We start from the raw sequence: 16,320 nt of genomic DNA on the forward strand, positions 1-16,320 counted from the left end.
CCGACCAGCAGCTCACCGCATCATAGGGCGTGGGACACAGACCTGCGATCCTACGCTCGGCACGACTCAGGAACACCAGTCTCGGGTGGCCAACGCGACGGACTTGGCGCACGTGAGCATGTCGTCGATCGCAACCGACTCGTTCGGCGCATGCGCGCCGCTGACATGATCGGCGCCATACATCAGGCAGGGGACGCCGGCGATATTGACAAAATGGCGCATATCGGCGCCATAGGTGACTCCAGTGATAGCTGGCGTCTTGCCAGTGACCGCCCGGTGCGCATCGGACACGAGCGCCACCAGCGGATGATCGCGCTCGATTTCGGATGGAGCAAACTGTCCGCTGAACCATTCCACCCGCGGCGGATGCTCGGCCAGCCAGGGATTGGAGGCTGCCGCCGTCATAACGACCTGCACGAATTCAGCTTTGAACCCCTCCAGAGTCTCGCCGGGAACGAGACCGGCCCGTCCCTCGGCTATCAGCCAGTCCGGCACCGAGGAGGGCCACGATCCTGATTGGACCACGCCGATGTTGATGGGGATCTTGTTCGAGATCTCAGCGTAGAGGGGGTGGTCGATGGTGCGGTTGCGTTCGGCCTCGAACGCGTTCAATGCGGCATAGATCGGCAGGAAGCAGTCGAATGCGCTGATGCCTTCGTTTCGAGTTGCCGCGTGCGCCGATTTGCCGGAGACATGAATGCGAAAGACGAGCGATCCGCCTTGCGCCACAACGATATCGAAAGCGGTCGGTTCCGTGACGATGCACGCATCGGCCTCATACCCTCGCAGAATCGTTGCCAATGCGCCTGCTCCACCATCTTCCTCGGATATCACGCTCTCGACGAACAGATCGCCGCGGGGTTCCCATCCTGCCTTGCGCAGCGCGGCGGCAGCAATGATATTGGCGACAACTCCCGCCTTCATGTCGAGCGATCCACGACCGTAGACGCGCCCGTCGATGATCTCTGCGGAGAATGGATCGACGTCCCATTGATCGCGCGCGCCGGGCTCGACCGTGTCGATATGCCCGTTCAGGATCATCGACTTTCCGCCGCCCGAGCCTCGCCAGATACCGACGACATTGGGGCGGCCGGCGAGCGATTCGAACTCGCCGACATGCTCCGCGAAGGGCGCCAGTTCTGCCGCCACCGGTTCCCATTTGTCGACCTCCAGACCGATCTCGCGCATCGAGGTCGCCACGATCTCTTGCACCGCTCCTTCGTCTCCAGTCAAGCTGGGGGTGCGCACCAGTGCTTGCAACAGTTCGACGGCCTGTGCCGACAAGCTGTCCACCGCCGCGATCACGTCTCGATCTGAGGGAGTGGTCATTGAGTTCTCCTGGAGGTGACGACGACTAATCGAATGGGGCCCGAGTCGAAGAAAGCCTGGCCAGATCGTTGCGCATTCCTTCGAGGGCATATTGGTCCCAAAGAGCCTTGAATTGCCGGTAGGTATCTTGCCGTTCCGCATGCTGGCGGGAAAGCAACCCGTAGAGTCCGCTTTGTGGCGCATCAGGGGGCGGCCGCAACATGGCAGTTGTGAACGCGCGATAGGCGGATGGATGCGCAGAGGCAAGCGCGGCGTTCAAGGCAGCCACCTCTTCTACGGTCAGGGCGACCAATTCGTCCGCGATCATCTCGATGCGAACATCCAGATCATGCAGATTGCCCAGCAGTTCCTGGAGCGGTTTGAGGCGGTTTATCTGCCGCCGACCCTCGTCTCCGAAAACCGTTTCGAAGAGCTCCAGTGTATAGCGCAGGCGCTTGGCGGAAATGCGCAAATTGTGCAGCTCGACCGTTGCGAGCGGGTCGGCCACCGCCGGTTCCCACGAATAGAACTCGCCAACACGCACACGCAGAATCAGGCAAGCGTTGTGCTCGAGCGGAGCATCTGGATCGAGCTTGCCGATCGGCCATGCCTTGCTCACGGCTTCCCGTCCGATTCATCGAGCGGGAAGCGGCGCCGAGTTTCTTCGCGGATATTGCGTTCAGCAAGGTTCGCGAGAAACGACTCCATCTCCGCCCGCGCGGCCACTCGCTCGCGGTCGACGCGCGCGATCAGTCGATCGATGCCCGGACGCTCGTTCGGTGGCGCGGCCTCGCGCTCTGCTCTCAGATACTCGAGCATGACGTCACGATCGCGCACCGCGCCCAACTCGGATGTGATCTCCTTGGCGAGCGTATGGAGCGGTTTGTACCAGGAGGCGGGAAATGCCGGGGCGGCCACATCCATGGCTGCGCGGAGTCGGCGGGACGCCACGCGCACATCATGCACGCCTTCGATGTCGGTCCCTTCGACCGCACGAGGAACCGCTTTCCAGACGTCTTCCCAACGTGCGCCAATGAGCGCGCGCATGGCGTCTCTATAGGTTGTGCCTGTCATCTACAGTTCGCCCGAGCACGCAAGACGCAGCAGCCCAGCGCGAATTCCGCTCGGTGCTCCAACGATCATGGTTGGACCGCAAATATCGGCGATGGCCAACGTAGTTGCAATACCAGCCGGCAACACACGGGCGCGCTCGACGTTGATGTCGATCTTCTGGGCGAGCTCGATGGCTGTCATGCCGGTGGTCGTCACCAGTGCCGATTCGATCATCGCAACCGGAACAGGGAAGTCGCGCGGGAGCAGCCTCCCCATGAACTCGCCCGTTCCACCCACGATCACCAGACGAGCAGAGCGGTCTGGCAGCGGAAGATGCGATAGCCGTTGCCGCACGGCGCCTCGCATTGTTTCGAGTACCTGGAGTGCGGGAGGCTCGCCTGGAGGAAACTCGTCTGTGAGCCGTCCCGATCCGATCGGCACCGACACGCCGGAAAGCATCTCGCCGTCGACTGCGACGATCACTTCGGTGCTGCCACCGCCGATATCGGCGACGACCATCGTTCCGTTTCGGTCGATCGAACGGGCGAGACCCAGGAATGTGAGCTCGACCTCGCGATCGCCGGGAATGGTCTCCACCTCGATGCCTGTGGTCGATTCGATCCGCTCGATGAATGCTGGGCCATTGTTGGCAATGCGGGTGGCCTCGGTCGCAACGGCGATCATGCGCGTTGCTCCCAGCGCCCTGGCCTGCGTGGCCATCTCTTCCAGCGCCGCGATCGCGGCATCCATCCGCTCGGCATCGAGGTTGCCGGTCCGGTCGACACCTGCTGACAGGCGCGTCGTTGCCGAACGCCAGGCGAACTCGCGAGAGGAACCGTCTTCGCCGCAGCGGCCCACGGACATCTTGATCGAGTTCGAACCGATGTCGAAGACAGCGAGTATCGCGCCGGGTTCTACAGGGTGACTCATTGCGAAAACATCCCAGACCGAATGAGCGATCAACCCGCCATCTGCTGGCAACGCTGCCGACGGCATCATCAACCGTTATGATAGATCAAGGTAGGTAAAGACTCAGATTTGGAGAGGGGCGGCAGCTTCACCGCATGGCAGTCGAACGATCCCAGACCGATACGCTCTTGCGTGAGGCGGTCAATGCCGAGCAAGCGTTGATCGAAGCGGAAACGCTTGCCGAGAATGAGCTCGACGTTGCCGAGTCGCGCTATCGCCTGGCGCTCGAGAAGCTGGAGCGTGCGCAGCAACGCGTCGAGCGCCGCCGGCGCGAGTTCGAGCAGGCACGCGCGCGGCTCGATCAGTGCCAGTTGGAGCGGGCAGCAGGACCGCTGATTCGCCGAGTTGCTGTTGGGCGACCCTCGCTTCCACGGCCGGCACGGGACGACTCCCGGGTGCGCTCCCGGTCGCAGAAAAACAGCGGGCCGACGCCCGAAGGCGCCGACCCAAAATCGAATGACCCGGAATCGGGACGCTAGACCGAAACTGGCTGCCCGGCGAGCGCCATTACGGCCGGAGCGCCAACCGCAACCTCAGAAGCGATCTTGCCCTTGCCGTCCACGAGTACGGCCGACGGGGTTCCACCCGCGCCGAACTTGCGGCCGGTCGAGAACCCTTCGTCGATCAGCATGCGCAGCGGAAGGTCCATCGCTCGATTTGCCTCTTCGGTGCCCGTGGTGACGAGCACGATTTCCGGAGCAGTCTTCGGCTTCTCCTTGGCCCACGCGCGCAGGTCATCGGCCATACGCTTGCAGAAACCGCAACCGGGATTCCAGAAGACCAGGAGCGTATCGGTGGTATGGCGCTGGAGATCGAACTCTTTGCCATCGAGATCCTTGAGCTTGACGTCCGGAGCCTTGTCGCCCTTCTTGGTCGGCGGCTCGGCACGCTGCGCCGGCGCAGCGGGAGCTGGTTTCTTCCCGGAGGCGAGCGCAATCACATTGGGGCCGCCGACTGCAATCTCAGAAGCAATCTTGCCGGTCGGGTCGACCAGAATTGCCGAAGGCGTGCCTGTCGCTCCGAACTTGCGGCCGGTGGCAAAGCCTTCATCGATCACGGTGGTTGAAGTGAGCCCCATTGCCTTGTTGGCCTCGACAGTGCCGGTCGATACCAGAATGACCTCCGGCGCGCCAGCCGGCTTGTCGTTCTCCCAGGCCTTGAGATCGTCGGTCATCTTCTTGCAGAAGCCGCAACCGGGGTTCCAGAAGACCAGGAGCGTCTGCTTGCCCTTGTAGTCGGAGAGCTTCACGGTCTTGCCGTCGAGGTCGGGGAGCTCCATCTCTGGCGCATCCTGGCCAACCAGGTTCGGCCGTTGCGGCGCCGCTGGCTTGGGCGCCGCAGGAGCGCCGCCATTGGCAGCCGGAGCAGCAGCGGCCGCAGCCGGAGCAGGCGCTGCCGGTCGAGCGGCCGCGAGACCGGTCGCACTGGCCAGCAATGCGCGGATCGCGTCTCCGCCGCCCGAAACTGGGCTCGCGATCTTGCCAGACCGGTCGATCAAGACGGCCGACGGTGTGCCGACCGCCTTGTACTCGTTGGAGATGGCGCGGTTCTGCTGGATCAGGACATTCGAAATGCCGTGTTCAGAGACCTTCGCCTTGTTGTCGTCGGCGGTCCCTGAGGTGATGACCGCAATATTCAGCTTGCCAACATTGTCACGCTGCCACTTCCCGACATCGGGCAGAAGAGCGTTGCACGGTCCGCAGGTCGGATCGGTGAAGAGGAGCATCGTCGGCAGACCGTTCGAGCGGATCGCGTCGAGCGTTTGCGTCTCCCCAAAGAGCCCTTCCAGCTTGAACGCTGGCGCTTGCGTGCCCACGGCGAGACCGAGAGCCGGCGTGGCAGGAGCCGCTGCGGGAGCAGCGGCAATCCCGGCGGCGGGGGCATTCTGCTGGGCCGCCTCGATGGCGTCGAGCCGCAGCAGCACCCGCCCGTTCTGCCCCAGCAGGTGGACCAGGATGTAGCCGATTGCGGCGACCGCCGCAATGAGTGCGATGAAGAGAATTGTCGCGATGATTTCGAAGGTGCTCAAATCGCCCATCCATCCCAGCAGGCTCACACCTGCATTACCATGCGAAAACGACCAACGATCCGTGCCGAAAAGAATAATGAAGAGTGCCACGAGGGCCAAGAGCCCGTTGCGAATCAGTGTACGGGGCCCAGCGGGCTCCGAATGAATCTGCCCGAAGCAGTGGCAGTCCGGCGCGCGTCCCTGCTTCATGTTGTAGGCGATTCCGCCGATGAACGCGGCCAGGAGAAGGAAGGAGAGAATTGCGCCCCACCAGGCAGTGCTGGTTGGAATCAGCAACACCGCGGTGATGAGCTCTACGATCGGCAGCCCGATTGCTGCCGGGCCTGCAAGCGACTCGGGTAGACCGAAATCGCGCATTGCTTTCCGAGAACCCTTGAGATCGAGGAATTTGCCGATGCTGGATACGAGAAAGGTTATCGCCAGCACGATTCGCGCGAGAAGGAGCAAATATTCCATTAGGTACCCCACCGCAATCGCCAGCGGCGTTTCATCGATCCGGGCATGACGGTTGCGAAGTTACACGATTCTAGCATCTTATGAATCGTACACTCCCCTCGAAGCGAGGAAAAGAGGACCTGTCAGTTTGGCTAGGATGATGACCAGTTGATTGGGCGGATGGCCCCCGCATGAGCAGCACGGAACAAACGAGTGCCACCCTCATGGAGGGTGTGGTTGTGCGTGCCCATGGCAAATGGTTCACGGTGGAAGTGCCGGACACGGGCGCTGTCTGGCTGGCGACGCCGAAGGGTTCGATAAAGCGAGGACGCCAGCTTTCTGACCCGGTCGTTGTGGGCGACAGGGTGCAGATCGTCGATGTTGGGGATGGAGAGGCGCGTATCGAATCGGTGGCCGAACGGCGATCGGTGCTCACCCGGCCGCAACGGGGTTCGACAGTCAGCGACCAGATCCTGCTGGCAAATCTCGATCAAGCCTTGTTCGTTTTTGCCGTTCGCCATCCTGAGCCGCATCGCCGCATGCTCGACCGATTCCTGGTGCTGGCGGAGGACCGCGGGCTCACAGCGATGATCGGGGTCAACAAGATCGACCTCGACGAGACCCTGCCCGACGGTCGACTTCTCTCCCGCTCGATCTTTGGGGATTACGAATCGATCTATCCGGTCTTCTACTTCAGCGCACGCAGCGGCGCCGGCATTCCCGAGCTACGCGCAGCCCTGCAGGACAAGACGACCGTGCTTACCGGTCCGTCCGGTGTCGGGAAATCGAGCATTCTCAACGCGCTCGGGGCCGAACGGGTTCGCGATGTCGGCGCCATTTCTGACGCCACCGGCAAAGGCCGACATACGACGACTTCGGCTGAGCTCATCAATCTGGACAGTACGACGTTCGTGGCCGATACGCCGGGGATTCGCTCGCTCGCCATGCACGGGGTTGCTCCCGAACTGCTCGACCAGCGCTTCCGGGAGTTCCTGCCCTATCTCGGGCAGTGTTTCTATGCCGATTGCCGTCACTTGACCGAACCCGGATGCGCCGTGCTCGATGCCGTCGCCGCCGGGTCCGTTTCCCCGGAGCGCTACGAGAGTTACGCGGCGCTCCAGCGCGATCGGGACTAGGTGAGACGGTTGTCGGTTGTCAGTTGTCAGTTGTCAGTAGCCAGTTGTCAGTCGTCAGTGGCCAGTCGTGAATGGTCCGGTGTGGAGTGTGTCGAGTGGCACTGGACCCTGGACTTTGGACTCCGGACTCAAAGCCCCGGACTCTCACCGCACGATCGACTCTTCCGGCGACTCGCCGTATTGTGAAACTCGTCGATCCGGGTTTTGCCTTCGCGAATCTGCTGGCACGGAATAGCGTCATGTCCATGAAGCGTGGTTCGCCATCGGCGATCGCAGCAACACGACCCGATAGCCGGTGCAGTCTTGAATGACGTGCCGCTGTCTCCCGCCATGACAAACAGTCCGTCGATCTGATCCAGCTTGTCGATGATCGGATGACCGTCTGGGCTCTGCATATAGACACCCGTCCAGCCGCCACGCATGGTCGAGTTCGCGAAGGCCGGAAACCGTCGAGCCAGCGTGCGCCGGGCAAGATCGATGTATGACTGCTCCAGCGTCTCCTCGAAATCTGTCGGATCGGTGCCGTCCCGGTCTCCCACCGTGACGCCAATCAGTGTGCTCGTCGGCGTGACCGGGGCAATCCAGGCACTGTTGACTGAATCGATCACCACACGGTGCCGACGATTGGTTGGCAGATCGTAGGGGTGACGGAAGATCACGACGCGAGACCGGCGAGGAAAGAGCCCGAGATCGATATCCAGTGGCAGCAGCAGGCGGTTTGCGAACGCCCCGGCGGCGACCAGGACGATGGGAGTCGCGATGGCCCCATGTGTCGTCTTGACCCCGGTGATCTTGCCTCCTTCGGTGACGATGCGGGTCGCTTCCACACCCGTCAGGATCGTCGCACCTCGCTTCGAGGCGGCCTGCGCAAAACCAAAGGCCGTCGCATTCGAATCGGCGAACCCGGAAGACGGTTCGTATGCGGCGACCGTGATGTCGCTGGTGTCGATGAACGGTTCGATGAACGCGATTTCGTCGCGGGTCACGATCATGGTGTCGCTGCCCAGTTCGCGTTGCATCGCGACATTCCTGCGCAGCGCTTCTTCGTCGTCCGGGGAGACGAGGCGCAGGAAGCCGACCTGTTCCAACCCGGGATCGCCGGCTCCGACCTGCTCGGCCCAGCCACGGAAGATACGCATGCTGGCCAGCGCGAGCTGTGTCTCCTGCGGATTGGTGTAGTGCGCGCGCACGAGCGCGCCCGACTTGCCGGTGGCTCCCGCGCCGATATGCGCGCGTTCCAGAACGACCGGTCGAATCCCCTTGCGGGTAAGCTGGTACGCGGCGGACAGACCATTGACCCCGCCGCCGATAACAACGGCTTCTGCGGTGGCCGGGAACGAATTCGAGCTGGTTTCGAGCGACATGGCGTTTCCTCCTGGGCGGATTCTACGGCCCGGAAGCAGCACGCCGACGAGTGGGATGTGCACGATGCGTGAACGACGACAAGTTTCCAACGACAAGGTCGACGAGCTGATCGTCTTTCTGACCCCATATGTCCGCTCGCTGCTCGAGCGGGTCGAAGCGGACGAGTTCACCACCACCCAGTTCATCGAGGTCATGCACCTCGATCCTCAGAGCGAGATCGCATACCAGCAGGCCATATCCGAATGGGGTGAAAACGAGAACAACGCGCGGCTGGTCATACACGGGCAGGTGATTCCGGCCGCATTGCGGGCATCCGGCAAAGTGGAATGGATTGGCTTCGCGCACGAGGAAGAAGATCCCTGGTCGGTTCCCGCGTGGTGGCGCCTCATCACCGATGATCCCGAGTAAAGCCATCGAAACGCGCCCCGAATCCTCACAGACCATCGAAAAGCGGATGAGAAGCGCGAAGAATTGCTCCATTCGGGGGTAGGATGGGAATCGGGCGGCGTATATACTTCAGGTTCTGACGGATGCCGTCTTCGCCTTGCGATGACTGCGTTCGCGGATCGACCGCGTGCGCTTGCGCCCACGTGGGGCCGCACAGGACGGACGTGCGCTGGTAGCGCGGCCGTATCGATGCGAATCCTGCCCATTTTTCCCCGACCGCTTACACCTACATGGACACACCGAATGCAAGACAACTCAGGAAAGAACGGAAACGATCAGAAAAGCTGGATCGATCGTGTCTGGAACCGCGGTGGCGGTGACAACAAGGAAGGCAAGGACGGCGAGCCCGGCTCGACGCGTCCACGCGTTCCGAGCTGGCTGATCGGCCTCCTCATTCTGGCGCTGGTCGGTTGGTATCTCTACCAGAACTTTGTTCCACGTTCCGATTCGTCCACCACCTCGGTGCCCTATTCGGTCGTGACTGCGCAGATCGACGCTGGCAATGTGAAGGAAGCCACCATCACCGATTCGTCGATTCGGGTGGAACTGGAAGATCCGGTCTACTGGAACAAGACCGACCAGGAGATCGAAACGGCCAGCGGTTCGGACAACGTCGAAACCGATCAGCTCAAGGCCACGATTCCGCCGGTTGTTCAGACCAACAACCAGCAACTGATGGATCAGCTCGCCGCCCAGGACGTTGTGGTGAATGGTGAGCAGCAGTCCAGCTCACTCTGGACCGGCCTGCTGGTCAGCTTCTTGCCGATCTTGCTCTTCCTTGGATTGATCCTCTTCATGGGCCGCCAGATGACGCGCGGCCAACAGAATGTCTTCGGTTTTGGCCGTAGCCGCGCCAGGCAACACGATCCAGAGCGGCCGCAAGTGACGTTCGCCGACGTTGCGGGTGAAGAAGAGGCCAAGCGCGAGCTGACGGAAGTGGTGGACTTCCTGCGCAATCCCGCGAAATACCACCAGCTCGGCGCTCGATTGCCGCGCGGCGTGTTGCTGGTCGGCCCTCCGGGCACCGGCAAGACGCTCATGGCGCGCGCCGTCGCCGGTGAAGCGGGGGTTCCCTTCTTCAGCATTTCAGCATCTGAGTTCGTGGAGATGTTCGTCGGTGTCGGCGCCAGCCGGGTGCGCGACCTTTTCGAAAAGGCGAAAGCAAACTCGCCGGCCATCATCTTCATCGATGAGCTCGACGCCGTTGGGCGCCAGCGGTTCGCCGGGCTCGGTGGCTCCAACGACGAGCGCGAGCAGACGCTCAATCAGCTCCTGGTCGAAATGGATGGATTCGACACCAACCAGGAAGTGATCATCATGGCGGCCACCAACCGTCCCGACGTGCTGGATCCCGCGCTGCTGCGCCCTGGCCGCTTCGACCGGCAGGTGACGATCGGGCTGCCAGACCGGGCGGGCCGAGAATCGATCCTCAAGATCCACTCGCGCGGTATTCCGCTCTCAGCCGATGTCGATATTTCAAGTCTCGCGAAGGGAACCACCGGCTTCTCAGGCGCCGATCTTTCGAACCTGGTCAATGAGGCTGCTCTGACCGCCGCTCGACGCAACAAGAAGCTCATCGACAAGAGCGACTTCGAGGACGCGCTCGACAAGGTCCTGCTGGGAACCGTGCGCGCGGCCATCATGAACGACGACGACCGCAAGGTGATCGCGTATCACGAAGGCGGCCACGCGCTGATCGCGCACCTGACACCTGGCACCGACCCGCTGCGCAAGGTCAGCATCGTTCCACGCGGCCGCGCGCTCGGTGTGGCGATTCAGTCGCCAGAGGAAGATCGGTACAACGTCTCCAAGACCTACCTCCTCGGGCGCATCGACACCGCGCTGGGTGGGCGAGCAGCGGAGATCGTGGTGTTCGACGAAATCACGACTGGTGCCGAAAGCGACCTGAAACAGGCGACGGCGCTTGCTCGCCGCATGGTCGGCCTCTGGGGTATGAGCGAGGATGTCGGCCCGGTCTATCTTGGCACGGGTGAGGAGCATGTCTTCCTCGGTCGCGAGATCGTCCAGGAGAAAGCGTTTTCCGATGCGACCGCAACCCGGCTCGATCAGGCCGTGCGCGAGCTGGTGGAGAGCTCACTCGGCCGCGCGATCGGGATGGTGAGCGAGAACCGGGACAAGCTCGAACTGCTCGTGCAGGCCTTGCTGGAAAAGGAAACGCTCGATGCCACTGAGGTCACTGCGATTCTCGGTCCTCGTCCCGGCGACGCTCCCGACGAGCCGATTTCGCTCGATGGCGCTGTCGAAGAACAGCGCGTGAGCGTCGATCTCAATGGCTCCCCAATCGGGGCGGCCGAGTAAGGCGAGCCGGAACGTGGTTTGGCAGCGCATCGCCGCGCTCCTTCTCAGTCTCATTGCAGGAGCGGCCATGGTTGCGACCGTGGTCGCCGAAGCTCCCACGATCATTCCGGTTGCCCCTGTTCGATCCTACGAGGTCGTGAACGAGTATCCGCATGACCCCGCTGCGTTCACCCAGGGATTGATTCTCGTCGACGGACAACTCTATGAGGGCACCGGTCTGAACGGGCGTTCCGAGCTGCGGTTGGTCGATCTGGAAACCGGAGCAGTGCTAGAGCGGCGCCAACTGGACAGCGAGTACTTTGGCGAAGGCGTCACCGTGCTTGGCGATTCGATCTATCAGATCACCTGGCAAACCGGTGTCGCCTTCGTCTACGACAGGGATTCCTTCGAGCAAACGGGCTCATTCACCTACGATACCGAGGGCTGGGGGCTGACGCACGACGGTACGTCCCTGATCATGAGCGACGGCTCCGACCAGCTCTACTACCGGGACCCAGAGACATTCGAAGTCACGAAGCAGATCAGCGTCCACGACGGCGACAACCCGATCTCACATCTCAACGAGCTCGAGTACATCGATGGTGTCATCTGGGCGAATGTCTGGCAGACCAACTTCATTGCCAGGATCGATCCAGAAACGGGCGCGGTGATCGACTGGCTCGATCTCGCTGCGCTCACCCAGGACGTGGTTGCATCTGGGCAGCCGGTCGACGTCTTGAACGGTATCGCCTGGAACCCGGAGACCGAAACGGTCTACGTGACCGGCAAACTCTGGCCAACCCTTTTCGAGATCCGTTTGGCCAGCGAAAGCTGATTTCCAGCCCATCCGAGAATGGCTCACAATCGGGCATACTACCGACAGCGATTGAACGCTGAGTTCTCCCCGGGAAAGGATCGTTCCGTTGGCTGACGCAGACGTCAACATTACCCACGAGCTCCCCGCCATCGATGCGCAGGAGCTCGACGCCCTCAAAGCAATCGAGCGTCGGATGCTCTGGCTTTCGACGCAGATGATCCACCACGCCAACAACGTACGCCCGAACCCGGAAAAGACCAAAGTCGGTGGCCACCAGGCGTCGTCCGCCTCGGTCATCTCGATCATGACGGCGCTCTACTTCAATTTCCTGCGAGCGGGTGACCGCGTTTCGATCAAGCCCCACGCTTCGCCGGCGTATCACGCCGCCCAGTACTTGCTCGGCAATCTGGATCGGGACTATCTCCCAACCCTTCGGCAATACAAGGGCCTGCAGGCGTATCCCAGCCGCACCAAGGACCCGGATCCGGTCGATTTCTCGACCGGCTCGGTTGGGCTTGGCGCTGTCGCGCCGGTCTATGCCGCGCTTGCCAGCAGGTATGCCCAGCTCCACTGGGGCGAAGACGCCGTTACTTCTGGCCGCTTCGTCGCACTGATGGGCGACGCCGAACTGGATGAAGGAAACGTCTGGGAAACGGTTGCCGAGGAAGCAATCCGCGGTCTTGGCAACGTGATCTGGATCGTCGATCTCAACCGTCAGAGCCTCGACCGGGTCATTCCGGGGGTGCGCGCCGATCGGCTGAAGGCGCTCTTCGCTGGCGCGGGGTGGAAGGTCTTCGAAGCGAAGTACGGCACCCAGCTCGAAGCGGCAATGGCTGGACCTGGTGGGAGCGCGCTCCGACGACGCATCGACGAAATGAGCAATGAGGAGTATCAAGCCCTCATTCGACTCAAGGATGGCGCCGAGCTTCGCTCGCGCATTTCCGCGGTGGCCGATGCCGCCTATCGCGCAGACATTCTTCGTTCTCTGAAATCCACACCAGACGACGATTTGCGTGAGCTGATAGCCAATCTCGGTGGACATGACCTGCCGAAACTCATCGAGGTGTTCCACCAGGCAGACGCGGTGGTGGACGCACCTGCGGTCGTGTTTGCCTATACCGTCAAGGGGTGGGGATTGCCGATGGCAGGCGATCCGCTCAATCACTCGCTGCTGCTGACTCAGTCGCAAATGGATGCGTTGCTGCCGACCCTGGGCGATGGCATCGAAGATGTCTGGGCAGGGCTGCCTGAGAATTCCGCCGCCTGGCAACTGGCCCGCGCGGCGGCCGACCGCCTGACTGTGAGCCGCGAGGCAGGCCCGGTGTTCGATCCTGCGACGCTGCCTTCCACTCTGGATGCGCGGCATCCGCAAACGACGTCCACCCAGGAGGCGTTGGGCCGTGCCCTGGCCCGGTTGGCCGATATCGAAGCCGTGCGAGATCGATTGGTGACAATGTCTCCTGACGTTGCCACCTCGACCCATCTCTCGGGCTGGATCAACAAAGCCGGCGTCTTCGCCTTCGAAGAAGGCCCGGTCTATGAGATCGGCGGCCAGCAGATGCTGAAGTGGCATCCGTCGCCCGAAGGGCATCACATCGAGCTCGGCATTTCCGAGATGAATCTCTTCATGTGCCTGGGGCAGTTCGGGCTCTCATATGAACTGACGGGTCAGCATCTCATCCCCATTGGAACGGTGTACGACCCGTTCGTTTGTCGCGGTCTCGATGCGCTCATCTACAGCCTCTATGTGGGGTCGAAGATGATCTTCGCCGGCACCCCGGCGGGCGTTTCGCTCAGCCCGGAAGGCGGCGCCCACCAAAGCACGATCACACCCTCGATCGGGATGGAGCTGCCCGGTCTTGTGCTCTACGAACCCGCGTTCGCGACCGAGTTGGAATGGATCCTGCTCGAAGCGATTGCGCAGGTCAGCGATCGAGAGCATGGGCTGTCCACCTACTTGCGACTCTCGACCAAGCCGGTCGACCAGGCACTGATTCAGGAGCCGCTGGCGCGTTTCGGCGAAGCCGAGCTGCGGCGACAGGTGCTGGCAGGCGGCTATCGCCTGATCGACCGCACCATCCATGCCCCCGAATTGCCGGCATCGGACGCGGTCAACATTTTCGTTGGCGGCATCATGGCGCCGGAAGCGATCGAAGCGGCACACCGGTTGCACGAAGAAGGCGTTGCGGCGAACGTGATTGTCACCACCAGCGCGGACAAGCTCTTCGCCAGCTTGCAAGACTCGCGCCGGGCGCTGTTGCGCGACGCCAGCGCGACACTCGACCTGGGGCATCTGGAAACGCTGATACCGCTCGATGAACGACGCGCGCCCATCGTGACCGTGCAAGACGGCGCCTCCCATGCCATGAGCTTCCTCGGCTCGGTCTTTGGTGTGCCGGTGGTGCCATTGGGAGTGGACGAGTTCGGCCAGTCGGGCACGCGAGCCGATCTCTACCACCAGACCGGCATCGACGCCGACCAGATCGTCAATGCGGCGATGCTCTCGCTGGAGCTTGGGGCAGCAGCGCGGGGCTGAGCCGCCATGCTGGATCCCGACGCACGAAAGCGACTGTTGCGCTCATTCACCTATGGCTTGTTTTGGGTGACGTCGGAGCTTGACGGTGAACGGGGCATTTTCACCGCGAATTGGGTGAGCCAGGCGTCGTTCGATCCACCGATGCTCATGCTGTCGGTCGAGAAGGCAAGCTCGACGCTGCCGTTGATGCAAGCGAGTGGGCGATTCGTCATCGGTCCATTTCGAGACGATCAGCGAGAACTGGCCGGTAATCTCGGCCGCCCACGAATCCGCGTCGGTGACAAGATCGACGTGTTCGCGCTCGACGTCGTCTCCATGGAGTCGGGCGGCCTCGCCTTGGCGGACAGTCTGGGCGCGCTGGCGTGCGAGATCCGCGAGTATGTCAATGCTGGCGACTCGATCGTCCTCGTTGCAGAAGTCGTCGAAGCGCGTCTCTTTGGCGATGGCGAGCCACTGACGATGGCGGCTGCCGGTTTTCGTCATTTTGGCTAACCGGACGCGCGTGCTTGTGGGTCGACCGATTGCCTCGCCGCGTTCTCGACGACGCGACAGCAGCCGGCGACATGAGTCGCCGGCTGCCACGGAGCGGATCGAACGTCGATCCCCCTACATTTGATAGGCCGTCTCGCCGTGGAGGGAGAGATCGAGACCAGCGGACTCCGCATCCTCGGATGCGCGGAGCCCGAAGACCGCATTCACGATCTTGAGCAAGACGAAGCTGACCACCGAGACATAGGCGATGACTGCGACCACCGCGACGATTTGCTTCACGAGTTGTTCCGGATTGCCGTAGAGCAGTCCATCCGAGCCGATTCCATTGAGGGACGCATCAGCAAAGATGCCAGTGGCCAACGCTCCCCAGATGCCGCCGACGCCATGCACGGCAAATACGTCGAGCGCATCGTCCACCTGGCCGCCGGCTCGGATCAGCTCCGCCGCGAAGAAGCAGACGATGCCGCCAACCAATCCGATGGCGATCGAGGAGAGCGGGCTCACGTAACCGGCAGCTGGAGTGACGGCCACCAGCCCCGCGACCGCGCCAACGCCGCATCCCAATACCGACGGTTTCCCGGTGCGGATCCATGCCATTCCGACCCAGGCAAGCCCGGCGGCGGCGGCGGCGAGGGTCGTTGCGACGAACGCGTTGGCAGCGAGGCCATCCGCGGCGAGCGCGCTTCCAGCATTGAAGCCATACCAACCGAACCAAAGGAGACCGGCGCCGATCAGGGTCATGGGGATGTCATGCGGCGTGAAGCCTTCCTTCTCGACTCCGGCGCGGCGGCCAATGACAAACGCGGCGATGAGCGCAGTGACCCCCGATGCGATGTGCACCACGGTGCCACCGGCGAAGTCCATTGCGCCGTAGTCGAGGAGCCAGCCCCCCGCGGCCCATACCCAGTGGCAAACCACGGAATAGACCAATGTCGACCACAGGATCGCAAAGACGATGAAGGCCTTGAAGTTCTTCCGTTCGGCGAACGCGCCGGAGATGAGCGCCACTGTGATGATGGCGAACATCATCTGGAAGAACATGAAGACCATGGCGGGAACGCCGGTCGCGCCAGGTTCCACACCAACGTTGCGTAGACCGATGTAGTCGAGATTGCCGATGAATCGCCCTGTGCCGCCGAACGCGATCGAATAGCCCCAGAGCGCCCAGACGATGGCGATGAGGCAGAGAATGAAATAGCTGTGCATCAGCGTCGAAAGCACGTTTTTCTTGCGGACAAGTCCGCCGTAGAACAACCCTAGCCCTGGTGTCATCAACATCACGAGCGCAGATGACATGAGAACCCATGCGGTGTTTCCGGTATTGAGCTCCACGATCTTCCTCCTGCCGGTAGGATCGAATGAACACTGCGCACTGTATCGAGCACATTGCATCATCGAAATGTGGCGGAAGAACGAATTGAGTGTTTGATTGTGT

At 62.1% G+C, this 16,320-nt stretch carries 14 protein-coding genes; 7 read left to right on the plus strand and 7 right to left on the minus strand.

Annotated elements, in window-relative coordinates:
- Nucleotides 1–66: 66 nt before the first annotated feature.
- Genes R2855_01945 through R2855_01960 form a run of 4 tightly spaced genes read right to left on the minus strand, consistent with a single transcriptional unit; the run spans nucleotide 67 to nucleotide 3,291 of the window.
- Nucleotides 67–1,329, minus strand: a complete 1,263-nt coding sequence (locus tag R2855_01945) for a peptidase (protein ID MEZ4529767.1) — start codon at nucleotides 1,327–1,329, stop codon at nucleotides 67–69.
- A gap of 25 nt (nucleotides 1,330–1,354) precedes the next feature.
- Nucleotides 1,355–1,927, minus strand: a complete 573-nt coding sequence (locus R2855_01950) for a CHAD domain-containing protein (GenBank protein MEZ4529768.1) — start codon at nucleotides 1,925–1,927, stop codon at nucleotides 1,355–1,357.
- A complete protein-coding gene (locus tag R2855_01955; protein ID MEZ4529769.1) occupies nucleotides 1,924–2,382 on the minus strand; it encodes a CHAD domain-containing protein in 459 nt (152 codons plus the stop codon). The genes R2855_01950 and R2855_01955 overlap by 4 nt, the downstream gene beginning before the upstream one ends.
- Nucleotides 2,383–3,291, minus strand: a complete 909-nt coding sequence (locus tag R2855_01960) for a hypothetical protein (protein MEZ4529770.1) — start codon at nucleotides 3,289–3,291, stop codon at nucleotides 2,383–2,385.
- A gap of 134 nt (nucleotides 3,292–3,425) precedes the next feature.
- Here R2855_01960 and R2855_01965 point away from each other — a divergent pair, with 134 nt between their 5' ends.
- Complete coding sequence (locus R2855_01965; GenBank protein ID MEZ4529771.1) at nucleotides 3,426–3,809, plus strand: hypothetical protein; 384 nt, start codon at nucleotides 3,426–3,428, stop codon at nucleotides 3,807–3,809.
- Here the strand turns inward: R2855_01965 and R2855_01970 are convergent.
- Entirely contained in the window at nucleotides 3,806–5,815 is a 2,010-nt protein-coding gene (locus R2855_01970) for a redoxin domain-containing protein (GenBank protein MEZ4529772.1), read from the minus strand. The genes R2855_01965 and R2855_01970 overlap by 4 nt on opposite strands.
- Before the next feature lie 170 nt (nucleotides 5,816–5,985).
- Between R2855_01970 and rsgA the strand changes: the two genes are divergently transcribed.
- The gene (rsgA, locus tag R2855_01975; protein ID MEZ4529773.1) at nucleotides 5,986–6,930 is read left to right on the plus strand and encodes a ribosome small subunit-dependent GTPase A; all 945 of its coding nucleotides are present in this window, start codon (nucleotides 5,986–5,988) and stop codon (nucleotides 6,928–6,930) included.
- Nucleotides 6,931–7,058: 128 nt separating this feature from the next.
- Here rsgA and R2855_01980 read toward each other — a convergent pair whose 3' ends face one another.
- On the minus strand, nucleotides 7,059–8,294 hold the full coding sequence (locus R2855_01980; protein MEZ4529774.1) for an FAD-dependent oxidoreductase: 1,236 nt from the start codon (nucleotides 8,292–8,294) through the stop codon (nucleotides 7,059–7,061).
- A gap of 64 nt (nucleotides 8,295–8,358) precedes the next feature.
- Here R2855_01980 and R2855_01985 point away from each other — a divergent pair, with 64 nt between their 5' ends.
- The 5 genes from R2855_01985 (at nucleotide 8,359) to R2855_02005 (ending at nucleotide 14,885) form a co-directional block, all read left to right on the plus strand.
- Nucleotides 8,359–8,703 (plus strand): hypothetical protein, encoded by a 345-nt coding sequence (locus R2855_01985; GenBank protein MEZ4529775.1) that lies wholly within the window; start codon nucleotides 8,359–8,361, stop codon nucleotides 8,701–8,703.
- Nucleotides 8,704–8,985: 282 nt separating this feature from the next.
- Nucleotides 8,986–11,061 (plus strand): ATP-dependent zinc metalloprotease FtsH, encoded by a 2,076-nt coding sequence (gene ftsH, locus R2855_01990; protein ID MEZ4529776.1) that lies wholly within the window; start codon nucleotides 8,986–8,988, stop codon nucleotides 11,059–11,061.
- Nucleotides 11,062–11,074: 13 nt separating this feature from the next.
- On the plus strand, nucleotides 11,075–11,875 hold the full coding sequence (locus R2855_01995; protein MEZ4529777.1) for a glutaminyl-peptide cyclotransferase: 801 nt from the start codon (nucleotides 11,075–11,077) through the stop codon (nucleotides 11,873–11,875).
- Nucleotides 11,876–11,963: 88 nt separating this feature from the next.
- On the plus strand, nucleotides 11,964–14,393 hold the full coding sequence (locus tag R2855_02000; GenBank protein ID MEZ4529778.1) for a 1-deoxy-D-xylulose-5-phosphate synthase N-terminal domain-containing protein: 2,430 nt from the start codon (nucleotides 11,964–11,966) through the stop codon (nucleotides 14,391–14,393).
- A gap of 6 nt (nucleotides 14,394–14,399) precedes the next feature.
- Nucleotides 14,400–14,885, plus strand: a complete 486-nt coding sequence (locus R2855_02005) for a flavin reductase family protein (protein MEZ4529779.1) — start codon at nucleotides 14,400–14,402, stop codon at nucleotides 14,883–14,885.
- A 114-nt stretch (nucleotides 14,886–14,999) separates the two neighbouring features.
- Here R2855_02005 and R2855_02010 read toward each other — a convergent pair whose 3' ends face one another.
- Complete coding sequence (locus tag R2855_02010) at nucleotides 15,000–16,217, minus strand: ammonium transporter (GenBank protein ID MEZ4529780.1); 1,218 nt, start codon at nucleotides 16,215–16,217, stop codon at nucleotides 15,000–15,002.
- Between the last annotated feature and the right edge of the window lie 103 nt (nucleotides 16,218–16,320).

The sequence above is a fragment of the Thermomicrobiales bacterium genome (genome assembly GCA_041390825.1).
GTDB lineage: Bacteria > Chloroflexota > Chloroflexia > Thermomicrobiales > UBA6265 > JAMLHN01.

Bases quoted from the DNA above. Each gene is read 5' to 3' on its own strand.
- R2855_01945 (MEZ4529767.1), bottom strand. From the start codon at position 1,329: ATGACCACTCCCTCAGATCGAGACGTGATCGCGGCGGTGGACAGCTTG.
- R2855_01955 (MEZ4529769.1), bottom strand. From the start codon at position 2,382: ATGACAGGCACAACCTATAGAGACGCCATGCGCGCGCTCATTGGCGCA.
- R2855_01960 (MEZ4529770.1), bottom strand. From the start codon at position 3,291: ATGAGTCACCCTGTAGAACCCGGCGCGATACTCGCTGTCTTCGACATC.
- R2855_01965 (MEZ4529771.1), top strand. From the start codon at position 3,426: ATGGCAGTCGAACGATCCCAGACCGATACGCTCTTGCGTGAGGCGGTC.
- R2855_01970 (MEZ4529772.1), bottom strand. From the start codon at position 5,815: ATGGAATATTTGCTCCTTCTCGCGCGAATCGTGCTGGCGATAACCTTT.
- rsgA (MEZ4529773.1), top strand. From the start codon at position 5,986: ATGAGCAGCACGGAACAAACGAGTGCCACCCTCATGGAGGGTGTGGTT.
- R2855_01980 (MEZ4529774.1), bottom strand. From the start codon at position 8,294: ATGTCGCTCGAAACCAGCTCGAATTCGTTCCCGGCCACCGCAGAAGCC.
- R2855_01985 (MEZ4529775.1), top strand. From the start codon at position 8,359: ATGCGTGAACGACGACAAGTTTCCAACGACAAGGTCGACGAGCTGATC.
- ftsH (MEZ4529776.1), top strand. From the start codon at position 8,986: ATGCAAGACAACTCAGGAAAGAACGGAAACGATCAGAAAAGCTGGATC.
- R2855_02005 (MEZ4529779.1), top strand. From the start codon at position 14,400: ATGCTGGATCCCGACGCACGAAAGCGACTGTTGCGCTCATTCACCTAT.